General features: G+C 52.7%; 8 protein-coding genes, 11 tRNA genes, 1 rRNA gene and 1 pseudogene (1 of these 21 cut by a window edge). 2 read left to right on the top strand and 19 right to left on the bottom strand.

The features are described 5' to 3' along the window. The 13 genes from GC56T2_RS01285 to GC56T2_RS01225 all read right to left on the bottom strand — a co-directional run. Positions 1-670, bottom strand: a 16S ribosomal RNA gene (locus GC56T2_RS01285); it reaches 888 nt to the left of the window's first position. 256 nt (positions 671-926) lie between these two features. Beyond that, a tRNA-Gly gene (locus GC56T2_RS01280) sits at positions 927-1,000 on the bottom strand. Between the two features lie 307 nt (positions 1,001-1,307). Continuing rightward, a tRNA-Pro gene (locus GC56T2_RS01275) sits at positions 1,308-1,381 on the bottom strand. Positions 1,382-1,385: 4 nt separating this feature from the next. Further along, positions 1,386-1,462 (bottom strand) — tRNA-Arg (locus tag GC56T2_RS01270). Positions 1,463-1,670: 208 nt separating this feature from the next. Further along, a tRNA-Leu gene (locus GC56T2_RS01265) sits at positions 1,671-1,753 on the bottom strand. Between the two features lie 14 nt (positions 1,754-1,767). After that, positions 1,768-1,849 (bottom strand) — tRNA-Leu (locus GC56T2_RS01260). A 6-nt stretch (positions 1,850-1,855) separates the two neighbouring features. After that, positions 1,856-1,931, bottom strand: a tRNA-Lys gene (locus tag GC56T2_RS01255). Positions 1,932-2,111: 180 nt separating this feature from the next. Next, positions 2,112-2,186 (bottom strand) — tRNA-Gln (locus tag GC56T2_RS01250). 19 nt (positions 2,187-2,205) lie between these two features. Continuing rightward, positions 2,206-2,281 (bottom strand) — tRNA-Asp (locus GC56T2_RS01245). A 30-nt stretch (positions 2,282-2,311) separates the two neighbouring features. Continuing rightward, positions 2,312-2,383, bottom strand: a tRNA-Glu gene (locus tag GC56T2_RS01240). Between the two features lie 16 nt (positions 2,384-2,399). Further along, positions 2,400-2,492: transfer RNA gene (locus tag GC56T2_RS01235), tRNA-Ser, on the bottom strand. A 7-nt stretch (positions 2,493-2,499) separates the two neighbouring features. Continuing rightward, positions 2,500-2,574: transfer RNA gene (locus GC56T2_RS01230), tRNA-Asn, on the bottom strand. Between the two features lie 362 nt (positions 2,575-2,936). Then, positions 2,937-3,401: a SprT family protein gene (locus GC56T2_RS01225; protein ID WP_144972485.1), complete on the bottom strand. Its 465-nt coding sequence runs from the start codon at positions 3,399-3,401 to the stop codon at positions 2,937-2,939. Positions 3,402-3,492: 91 nt separating this feature from the next. On the opposite strand from GC56T2_RS01225, the gene cmpA reads away from it, so the two are divergent. Next, the gene (cmpA, locus tag GC56T2_RS01220) at positions 3,493-3,606 is read left to right on the top strand and encodes a cortex morphogenetic protein CmpA (protein ID WP_089135018.1); all 114 of its coding nucleotides are present in this window, start codon (positions 3,493-3,495) and stop codon (positions 3,604-3,606) included. Between the two features lie 16 nt (positions 3,607-3,622). On the opposite strand, the pseudogene GC56T2_RS01215 reads toward cmpA, so the two are convergent. From GC56T2_RS01215 to acpS, 6 genes and pseudogenes are all read right to left on the bottom strand, one after another. Further along, positions 3,623-5,788 (bottom strand): annotated as a pseudogene (locus GC56T2_RS01215) (Tex family protein). A gap of 314 nt (positions 5,789-6,102) precedes the next feature. Beyond that, a complete protein-coding gene (gene ndoA / locus GC56T2_RS01210; RefSeq protein WP_003253417.1) occupies positions 6,103-6,453 on the bottom strand; it encodes a type II toxin-antitoxin system endoribonuclease NdoA in 351 nt (116 codons plus the stop codon). Continuing rightward, entirely contained in the window at positions 6,450-6,740 is a 291-nt protein-coding gene (locus GC56T2_RS01205) for a CopG family ribbon-helix-helix protein (protein ID WP_144972483.1), read from the bottom strand. The genes ndoA and GC56T2_RS01205 overlap by 4 nt, the downstream gene beginning before the upstream one ends. 114 nt (positions 6,741-6,854) lie before the next feature. Continuing rightward, on the bottom strand, positions 6,855-8,021 hold the full coding sequence (alr, locus tag GC56T2_RS01200; protein ID WP_144972481.1) for an alanine racemase: 1,167 nt from the start codon (positions 8,019-8,021) through the stop codon (positions 6,855-6,857). Positions 8,022-8,617: 596 nt separating this feature from the next. Beyond that, positions 8,618-9,631: a LolA family protein gene (locus tag GC56T2_RS01195; RefSeq protein ID WP_144972479.1), complete on the bottom strand. Its 1,014-nt coding sequence runs from the start codon at positions 9,629-9,631 to the stop codon at positions 8,618-8,620. Between the two features lie 79 nt (positions 9,632-9,710). Next, positions 9,711-10,100: a holo-ACP synthase gene (acpS, locus tag GC56T2_RS01190; RefSeq protein WP_144972477.1), complete on the bottom strand. Its 390-nt coding sequence runs from the start codon at positions 10,098-10,100 to the stop codon at positions 9,711-9,713. 106 nt (positions 10,101-10,206) lie between these two features. On the opposite strand from acpS, the gene GC56T2_RS01185 reads away from it, so the two are divergent. After that, complete coding sequence (locus GC56T2_RS01185; RefSeq protein WP_144972475.1) at positions 10,207-10,845, top strand: rhomboid family intramembrane serine protease; 639 nt, start codon at positions 10,207-10,209, stop codon at positions 10,843-10,845. Positions 10,846-10,926 lie beyond the last annotated feature (81 nt).

The following is a 10,926-nucleotide window of genomic DNA, read 5'->3' as shown; positions in this document are numbered from 1 at the left end:
TGCACTCAAGCTCCCCAGTTTCCAATGACCCTCCACGGTTGAGCCGTGGGCTTTCACATCAGACTTAAGGAGCCGCCTGCGCGCGCTTTACGCCCAATAATTCCGGACAACGCTCGCCCCCTACGTATTACCGCGGCTGCTGGCACGTAGTTAGCCGGGGCTTTCTCGTGAGGTACCGTCACCGCGCCGCCTTGTTCAAACGGCGCTCCTTCGTCCCTCACAACAGAGCTTTACGACCCGAAGGCCTTCTTCGCTCACGCGGCGTCGCTCCGTCAGGCTTTCGCCCATTGCGGAAGATTCCCTACTGCTGCCTCCCGTAGGAGTCTGGGCCGTGTCTCAGTCCCAGTGTGGCCGGTCACCCTCTCAGGCCGGCTACGCATCGTCGCCTTGGTGAGCCGTTACCTCACCAACTAGCTAATGCGCCGCGGGCCCATCCGCAAGTGACAGCCAAAGGCCGCCTTTCAACCAAAGGCCATGCGGTCTCCGGTGTTATCCGGTATTAGCTCCGGTTTCCCGGAGTTATCCCGGTCTTGCGGGCAGGTTGCCCACGTGTTACTCACCCGTCCGCCGCTGACCCAACCAGAGCAAGCTCCGATTCGGTCCGCTCGACTTGCATGTATTAGGCACGCCGCCAGCGTTCGTCCTGAGCCAGGATCAAACTCTCCAATGAAAGTTGATTGGCTTTGTAAGCTTCGGCGCCGACACCAAACGTGTCAAGCGGCCTCCGCTTTTCGTATTGTCTAGCTTCGGTCCGCCGCCGCTCGGGGTCAAATAACCTTCCCCCTCGGGGTGCAAGCACCCCTGCGGGTGAAGAACATTTGCCCGTCGCGGCGACCCGCGGACCTCAGCTTTTCGTTGCGCTTCGTTTCGTTCAGTTTTCAAGGAACAAGATGAAACGGTCAAATTCTTCGTTCATAATCTTTAGATGGAGCGGGTGATGGGAATCGAACCCACGACATCAGCTTGGAAGGCTGAGGTTTTACCACTAAACTACACCCGCATATTATTCTGTTTAATGTTCACCACGCACTTTCATGCCTCTTCCTCTGCCAGTTGATTCAAGGAAGCCAAATGCGTCGAGGCAACTCGTGGCCTACTCGATGAAGTTAAGGCTCGTGGCTGAGGTTTTACCACTAAACTACACCCGCGTATTATTGCATTTTTCGCTCGCCATGCGCGTTTACGCCCTTCCTCTACCGTGCAAAGGGCATTGGTGCGCAGGTAGTGAAGCAAAAACGCTTACTCTCGTTTGAATGGAATATTCATAAACTTTCGCTTTCAAACATTCATTTTCACTTGAAGCGAAATCGGGAAGACAGGATTTGAACCTGCGACCCCATGGTCCCAAACCATGTGCTCTACCAAGCTGAGCTACTTCCCGATGGTGGCGCGCTCGAGAGGATTCGAACCCCTAACCTTCTGATCCGTAGTCAGATGCTCTATCCAATTGAGCTACGAGCGCATAGGTGATGATTGTTCCCTCAGAGGGCAAATTCCATTTTAGCAGCCCATATTGCTGTTGTCAATAATGACATCCTAAGGCTATGTTCTGCTTAGGAGATAGGCGTTCCTTGGAATTGCAATCGACTGGCAAAGCAACAATCCAAAAAACGACAATGCTCGAATGATAGAGACTACTATTCGGTTATTGATAAAAAAGACATCGAAAATGCGGTCGAGAGGACTTGAACCTCCACGGGGTTGCCCCCACTAGGCCCTCAACCTAGCGCGTCTGCCATTCCGCCACGACCGCGTCATCATTTTAAGTGCGGGTGGAGGGACTTGAACCCCCACGCCGTAAGGCGCCAGATCCTAAGTCTGGTGCGTCTGCCAATTCCGCCACACCCGCTAATGGTGGTGAGCCATGGAGGACTCGAACCTCCGACCCTCTGATTAAAAGTCAGATGCTCTACCTACTGAGCTAATGGCTCATGTAATCATAACACTCTAAGTACTGATGAGCTCTACCTGCCTCTTCCTCTACCAGCTGTTTCAAGGAAGCTTGGTGCGTCAAGGCAACTCGCAGTTAACTCGAAGATATATGGCTTGTTGTTGAGCTAATGATCATGATAAGCCCTAAGCGAACAGCTTAGGTATGTATGAAAGAAGAATGGCTGGGCCAGCTGGATTCGAACCAGCGCATCACGGAGTCAAAGTCCGTTGCCTTACCGCTTGGCTATGGCCCAGCGAACTATTATGTTGTAATGGCGGTCCCGACGGGACTCGAACCCGCGATCTCCTGCGTGACAGGCAGGCATGTTAACCACTACACTACGGGACCGTGAATTCGCGGGAATCCCCGCGCTGCAAGTGACCCGTACGGGATTCGAACCCGTGTTACCGCCGTGAAAGGGCGGTGTCTTAACCACTTGACCAACGGGCCATGCAAATATGAGAAGTGGCGGAGAAGGCGGGATTTGAACCCGCGCGCCGTAAAGCCACGACCTAACGGTTTAGCAAACCGTCCCCTTCAGCCACTTGGGTACTTCTCCAAATAGATGGCTCCGCAAGTAGGATTCGAACCTACGACCTACCGGTTAACAGCCGGTTGCTCTACCGCTGAGCTATTGCGGAATAGTAGCCAAGAAACCTGCTCAAAACTTGCCCTGTTCCTTCTTCTCCAAACATATCCAAGAAGACTTAATACGTTAGGGTCACGCAAAGCATATTCGATGATGTGTAGGCTCGTCGCTAGGCTGTTGTTTAATGATCACCGAAAGCGTTTCGAGCTCGCCTCGTTCTTTATCATACTCCAAGCAAACTTCGATACCCCAACGATGTTCTTCACAAACTGACATTGTTTATTATATTGAGCAGTTTTTGATTTGTCAATATACTGTCGGGAAAAATCGCTGATCGCCATTCGGCGACGGCTTTTATAATTTAGCATAGGATATTTAGGTTGTCAACCTTTTTTTGAACAGATTTTGCGCAGCTCACGAGCGCGCGCTTTGGACGAGCTCGAGTCGGCCGCGGCAACGACCGCAGACATAGCGGTCGGTGTTGATGCGTTTTTTGCGCTTGTAAGCTAAGCCGCACGATGTGCAGATGTATGTATGGATCACCTTGGCCGTTTTTGCTTTTTGTTCGAGCGGTCGGCAATAACGTGGGGCCCCGACTTTGGCCAACAGCTCGCGGAAGTCGCGGTCGCGATGGCGGTAGCCTTTCCCTTCCAGATGAAGATGGTAATGACATAGTTCATGTTTGATGATGGCAATGAGCTCTTCTTCGCCAAATCGGTCATAATGTTTTTTGTTCAGTTCAATGTTGTGCGTTTGCAACACGTAGCGCCCGCCGACCGTGCGAAGTCTTGGATTGAAGGAGGCGGTGTGGCGAAACGGTTTGCCAAATGTGCTTAGGGAAACTTGCTCCACGAGTGCTTGCAACTGTTTCTGATCCATTGGCAGGCGCCCCCTTTATGTTTTTGGCACAGGACAATGCCCAGATACATACATTATATACTACCTTTCCGTTGGTAGGGAGGTGACCGTTTTGCCTACATGGCTGAAAAACCAGATGAGACGAGCCTATTATGAGAAAAACCGCGATCAAATCAAACTGTTAAACCAATGCTGGTTTTTTTATCGGAGAAAGCACTGCTCATGAAGCAGTGCTTCTCGCTTCACTTTTCTGGTGCTACCATCGATAAGGAAATTCTCCCTTTCGCCACGTCGACGTGCTCGACCCACACTTTGACGACATCGCCGACGGAAACAACATCGAGCGGATGGCGCACGTATTGTTTGCTAAGTTTGGAAATGTGAACTAGACCGTCCTGTTTGACCCCGATGTCGACAAAGGCGCCGAAATCCACGACATTGCGCACTGTACCTTCAAGTTCCATGCCCGGTTGCAAGTCTTCCATTTTCAAAACGTCCTTGCGAAGCAGCGGCTTGGGCAGCTCATCGCGCGGGTCGCGCTCCGGACGGCATAAGGCGTCGATGATATCGCGCAACGTTAGTTCGCCGATGCCAAGTTCAGCTGCCGTTGCTTCGATGTCGATGGCTTGCAGCGCCCGGCGCAATTCATCGCTGCCGATGGCGTCGGTGGTAAATCCCGCCGTGTGCAAAAGCCGTTTTGCTTCCGCGTACCGCTCAGGGTGAATCGGCGTGCGGTCAAGCGGCTCCTCCCCGTCGGGAATGCGCAAAAAGCCGATGCATTGCTCGTACGTTTTCTCCCCAAGCCGCGGGATCGCTCTCAGCTCTTCACGGCTGCGGAATTTTCCTTGTTCTTCGCGGCGCTTGACGATGTTTTCGGCCACCGTTTTCGTCAGCCCTGACACGTATTGAAGCAATGAAACGGACGCCGTGTTCACGTTGACGCCCACTTGGTTGACCACCGTCTCCACGACGAACCGAAGCGATTCGGCCAGCTTTTTCTGCGACACATCATGCTGGTACTGGCCGACCCCGACCGATTTCGGATCGATTTTTACCAATTCGGCCAGCGGATCTTGAACGCGGCGAGCGATGGAAACGGCACTCCGCTCTTCCACTTGCAAATCCGGGAATTCGGCGCGCGCAAGGTCGGAAGCGGAATAGACGCTCGCCCCCGCCTCGTTGACGATGACATAAAAGATGTCCCGCTCCACTTGCTTCAGCACGTCGGCGACAAACTGCTCTGTTTCCCTTGATGCCGTTCCGTTGCCGATGGCGATCATGTCCACATGATAGTCAGCAAGCAAACGCAGAAGCTTTGCTCGCGCTTCTTCTTTCCGTTCTTGAGGCGGGTGCGGGTACATGACATCGATGCAGAGCAGCTTCCCCGTTTCATCGACGATAGCGAGTTTACATCCCGTGCGATAGGCCGGATCAATGCCAAGGACCGTTTTTCCTTTTAGCGGCGGCTGGAGAAGCAGCTTGCGCAAGTTTTCGGCAAAAATATGAATGGCCCGTTCCTCGGCCTTTTCCGTCAGCTCGTTGCGGATCTCGCGTTCGATGGTGGGTTCAAGCAGCCGCTTGTACCCGTCTTCCACCGCTTCCGCCACCAGCGCGGCGGCCGGAGAGGACGGATGGGTGACCGTTTTTCGCTGTAAATAGCGAACGATCTCCTCGACCGGCGCCTTGATCGAGACGCGCAGCACCCCTTCTTTTTCACCGCGGTTTAACGCTAACACACGGTGCGGAACAATTTTGCCGACAGGCTCTTCGTAATCATAATACATTTCATATACGCGCTTCTCGTCCTTTTCCGGCGCTTTGGCGGCCGAAGCGATCGTTCCTTTCCGCCATGTTTGCTCGCGTATCCATTGACGGAAGCCAGCATCATCGGCTACTCGTTCAGCGATAATGTCTTTCGCCCCTTGCAGCGCCTCACTAGCAGTCGCCACCCCTTTTTCAACATCAACGAACGCTTCCGCCTGCGCATCAGGCGTTGGGGACGGGGGGCAGGAAAGAAGCCAATCGGCAAGCGGCTCGAGCCCTTTTTCCTTGGCGATCGTTGCTTTCGTGCGCCGTTTTTGTCGGTAAGGGCGATACAAATCTTCGACTTGCTACAGCTTCGTCGCCGCCATAATCTCGTTTTTTAACTCTTCCGTCAATTTCCCCTGCTCATCGATTAAGCGAATGACTTCTTCTTTGCGCTGTTCTAAATGCTGCAAGTACTCCCAGCGCTCAAGCACATCACGAATTTGCACCTCATCAAGCGCCCCGGTCATTTCTTTCCGGTAACGGGCGATAAACGGGATCGTGTTTCCTTCCTGGTGAAGCGTGATGACATTTTTTACGTGTGGCGCTGCCAGTTTCTGCTCGGCGGCAATCAGCGAAATGAGTTGCTGTTCAGTGGCCAAACGCTTCCCTCCTTTTATGTATGTATAGAGAAACTCTAGCCGATGCACATGATAGCGATTGGCGATGTACTTCCCGGTTTTATTATGTATGGAGAAACCGCGGGCTTCTCCATTCGCGGTGACAAAAAAAAGAGCTACTGAATCCGCAGCTTCTTGGTCAACTTCATATATACATAGAAGGACAGATCGCGATGGGAGCCCGATCTGCCCATCTCATCCACAGACCATTATCCAAGACCGATGCCGCACGTCAACGCCGCTTTCCCTCGTCTTATTGGCCACAAAAACGCGTTGCGGTGGCAAGGCAACGAAGCTCAAAAGTCAATTAGCCCTAAACTAATTTGCAACGCTTCATCGACTTTATCCATCATTTCGTCATCCAAATGGGTGATTTTATCGGTCAGCCGTTGCTTATCGATCGTACGGATTTGCTCAAGCAAAATGACGGAATCGCGTTCAAACCCGTAACGCTTCGCGTCAATCTCCACATGCGTCGGCAATTTTGCCTTTTGAATTTGCGCCGTGATTGCCGCAACGATTACCGTTGGACTGAAGCGGTTGCCGATGTCATTTTGAATGACCAAGACGGGACGCACGCCGCCCTGCTCTGAGCCAACAACCGGGGAAAGGTCCGCAAAATACACGTCGCCACGTTTGACAATCAAAGCATTACCCCCCCGCTAACTAAGCGTTCAACGGTGTGGTCGGCCTCGTATTCAGCATGAAACGCTTCAGAAGCGATAGATAAATTGATTTTTGCCATTTCCATGTAGCCCCGTCTCATCGCCTCGCGGATTTGCCGTTTTTTCCGCTCACGAATATACATTTTTGTCGCCTGATAAATCAGTTCATTGCGGTTGCCATTTTCCTGTTTGACAAGCACATCCAGCTCCGTCAGCAGCGATTGCGGCAAGCGAACGATGATTTCCGTTGTTGCGCCCGATTCCGACACGAATATACACCTCCAAGAACTGCAGCCATTCATTGCTTCCACTTCATGATACCATTAAACAACGGCGCTGCAAAGTCATTTCTCCGTTTTCTATCCTTTGTCTCCCGAAGCAAATTATGCATTCATTCCCACGCGACCAACGGCATTTCTCACTTCCATTATACGCTTATTTCGGAAAAAAATACGGGGCACCCGATAGCTGATCAGGCAAGGCACCTCATAGTTGATCGTATCCAGATGGCGAGCGACGTCATCGACGGAAATGACTTCGTCCCCTTGGCGGCCGATCAACGTCACCTTCGTGCCGACCGGCAGCGGCCCCGGGAGACGGATCATGCATTGGTCCATACAAACGCGGCCGACAATCGGCGCTTTTTTGCCGTCAACTAGCACATGAAAATGCTGCAGGCGGCGCAGCCAGCCATCGGCATAGCCGATCGGGATCGTGCCGATCCACTCTTCCGCTTGCGCCGTATACGTCGCTCCGTAGCTCACCTTTTCCCCCGGTTGCAGCTTTTTCACATGCACAAGGCGGCTATGGAGCGAGAACGCCTCCTTGAGCTCGTACGGGAGCAGCGGCTTGATGCTTGGCGACGGGGCGAGCCCGTACATCGAAATGCCGAAGCGAACCATATTGAACGCTCGATCGGGAAAGCGGAGCGTCGCGGCGCTATTGGCGCAATGAACGAGCGGGGGCCGCGACGGCAGCCACTCAAGCATCGATAAGAAACGATCGTACTGATACGAAAAATAGTCCGTATTGATTTCGTCGGCCGTCGCAAAATGTGTGTAAACTCCCTCAAGGATGAAATGCGGATGACGTTCGATCAGCGCCGCCATTTGCTTCGTCTCCTGTTCATCCTTGACGCCAAGCCGACCCATTCCCGTATCCATCTTTAAATGAAAATAAACCGGGGCAGAACCTTGATACAGCGCTGCTGCTTTTTCCAACCAATCCAAACGGAACACGGTGAGAGCAATGCGGTGTTCCGCAGCAAGGCTCACATCTTCCGGGCGAGACGCTCCGAGCACTAAAATAGGGGCGGCGAGGCCCTTTTTCCTTAGCGCGAGCGCCTCATCCAAAAAAGCGACAGCCAGGTAAGAAGCGCCGGCCTCCAGCGCGGTGTTCGCCACTTCAGCATCACCGTGCCCGTAAGCGTTTGCCTTGACGACCGCCATAATGTTCGTGCCCGTTGGCAAAAAACGGCGCAGATTGGTGACGTTGTCATAGATAGCGTCCAAATCGATTTCCGCCCATGTATCGCGATGAAAGTCGTCCATCCTTCTTTCGCTGCCTTTCCCTTAATAGCCGCTTTGTAAGCGTTTCAACGATTCTCAATCCTTTTTTAGTTTATCACGTTCTTCAAAAAGAAGGAATAGGAGGAGCGGCGAAAAAACGGCCTTCACGGAGGAAAATGTTGCAAAGGGCCGCTCCTTTCCCATTGCCCGAGGGAGCGCAAACGATTCCCATCCTCTCTTGTTTCATTCCGTCCTCTCCTTGAACGACCTTTCACCTTGGAAAGCCCGTTTCCAGCCTAAGAGGCTGGCGATTGACTCGCTCAACCGCTTCTCGGAATCATTTCTCAAGTAGAAAAAACTTGCTGGAGCAGCCGCTATGTTCACGCGTTCCATCACCGATTAAGGCCAACAGCGGTTTTTCACCAACCATCTAAGAGGGTGGTGATTTCATCGCGGATACAGCTTTACCATGTCATTTCTCCATTCGAAAAACCTTGTTGCATCGGTCCTGTTTTTCACTCATTCTCCCATTGATGAAGGGAAACAGCGTTTTTCACCAACGTTCTAAACCGCGGGCTGGAAAATAACAACAAGGCGGCCCCACGCCCGAAGCGGGGAATCCGCCTTTTCCAATGCTTCTATTTGGCTGCTTTTTCTTGCACCGAGCTGGCAACCATGATCATTTCTTCCGGCGTCAAATCGTCTGAAGCCAATGTAAATTCCACTCCATTATACGACCAAGTTAACGTCCTGTCGGTGAGAGCGCCGACCGTGAATCCTAAATCAACAGGATCGCCGTTAATGAGCACCGGCGTGCTTGTCGCCGGGAGCACTTCCGCTTTTTCTTGCACGAGGGTAAACGATTTTTGGCCGCCGAATGTCATAATCACCCGTGTGCCGTTTTCGTTTTTGATTTCTTTTTCTTCTAGCGCTTGAACGCCTTGCGGAAGGCGGCTTGGATACATCACGGCCATCACTTGTCCGCTGCCTTCAGCCATCGTTGGTACTTCGAGGCGCGCCCCGGTCATATTTTTGGACGTATCAAACGCATCGTCATCAAACGTTTTGTTGAATTCGACGTTCGAAAATTCCACGGTCAACAGCGCTTTTCGATCCGTGTCCATCACCTTGACCGAAACAGGTGCCAAATCTTTTTTGCGCAATGTAATTTCTTGTGTCGGAACGACCTGACTGTTTGGATAGTTCGTTTTCGTTTCGAACACGTAGTAGTCCTTCGTTGCCTTAAACGTTGCCTTCGAGTCGCTTAAAATGTCTTTGACGAGCGATTCGTACAAATAGGCTTGGCTGCTGTTTTTCGGCCAATCGCTGACAAACTTAAAACTTTTGTTGAGGGCGGGCGTAAAGACGAACACCCCTTCGTCGTTGCGCAAAATCATTTGGCTTTGCCCTTTGTCGGCGTTTTTCAAACTGACGCGGTAATACGCCGGCTGCTTATGCCATACTTCCACATGATATACTTGCGGCTTGGCCCCCGTGCGGAACGTCATTTTCGCTTCCGCTTGATAGCTCGTCATCTCTTCCATCTTTTCATCGAGCGCTTTCAGCACTTCCTCCTGTGATTTCGACCCGCAGCCAGCCAAAGCAAACAAAAAGATGATGCCGGCGAATGCCAAAAGGACTTTTTTGCCCATCGCTTCAACCCCTTTGCCTCATATATCGGTTTCTGTCCATGCACTACAATATATGAGACAAAGTCCGGGAATATGCAGACTAGCCATGGCAAGCATCGAGCGGCTGGCCCGGGCCGAGACGCTCAATGATCACTTGGGCGACCGCGTAGTCGCGGCTGTGCGAAATGGACAAGTGCACCGCCTCACCGTCGCGGCGGGCGAGAATCCCCGGTTTCCCATTCGCATCGCAAACGATCTCGATATCGCGAAAGGACACCTTCTTGCCAATCCCCGTCCCAAGCGCTTTGGCATACGCTTCTTTCGCCGCAAACCGACCGGCGAGAAATTCCGTCTGCCGCGCGGTCGGCAACGCATCAAACTGCGCCTTTTCGCGCGGCGTCAAAATGCGCTCGGCGAATTTACGGCTGCGCTCAAGGAGCGACCGGATCCGTTCCAGCTCGACAATATCAATGCCGATGCCGATAATCATCGCCTTCCCTCCTCTTCTTTCTTTGGACAAATGTTTTCATGACGCGTCGCATAAAATGGTTTCATAGAAATACCATTTCATTTTCACTAAGAAGGGAGACAAATCCGTGTTTCTTCCCGCAAACGATATTCGCACATTGATCCGCCTTTGCCCGGCCGTTGCCGCGCTGCTGTGCGCCCATATCGCGCTATGGCTGCTGTTCGCCCTGCCCATCGCAACACTCGAACCGGTTTGGCAGTATACCGTCGGAACAAACGGCGCCATTCTCCGTGGAGAATATTGGCGGCTTGTCAGCCCGATCGTGCTGCACCGCGATTTCAGCCATATGGCAGCCAACAGCCTTTCGTTGTACGTGTGCGGTCCATGGCTGGAACGCGCGCTCGGAACGAGACGATTTTTCGTCCTTTACCTCGCGGGCGGCATTGGCGCGAATATCGCCACCGTCTTGTTCATGCCGCCAATGTATACACACGTCGGGGCATCGGGTGCCATTTTCGCTTTATTTGGCATGTATAGCTATCTCGCTTTGTTTCGCCGCGAGGCAATCGCCCCCCGATATGCCCAGCTGCTGCTGGCGGTCATCGCTGTGAATCTGGTGCTTGCTTTGACAAGGCCCAACGGAAATTTGATGGCCCATTTGTTCGGCTTCACCACCGGCGGGCTGCTCGCCCCGTTTTTGGCTGTCCGCCTTGACCCACCACCCCTCCTTTGGCTCCATGCGCCGAAACGAAATCGTCTTTTTTGATCGTGTTCACCAACAGAGCGCGACCTCGGACGGGGGAAAAGCGCTCGAAGAACGCGGCGGTTCCGGCCACGGGCATAGAAA

It is taken from the genome of Geobacillus sp. C56-T2, from assembly GCF_007829715.1.
Classification (GTDB): domain Bacteria; phylum Bacillota; class Bacilli; order Bacillales; family Anoxybacillaceae; genus Geobacillus; species Geobacillus icigianus.
Note: the sequence above shows the minus strand (reverse complement) of the source record. Positions and strands in the feature narration are given on the sequence as shown.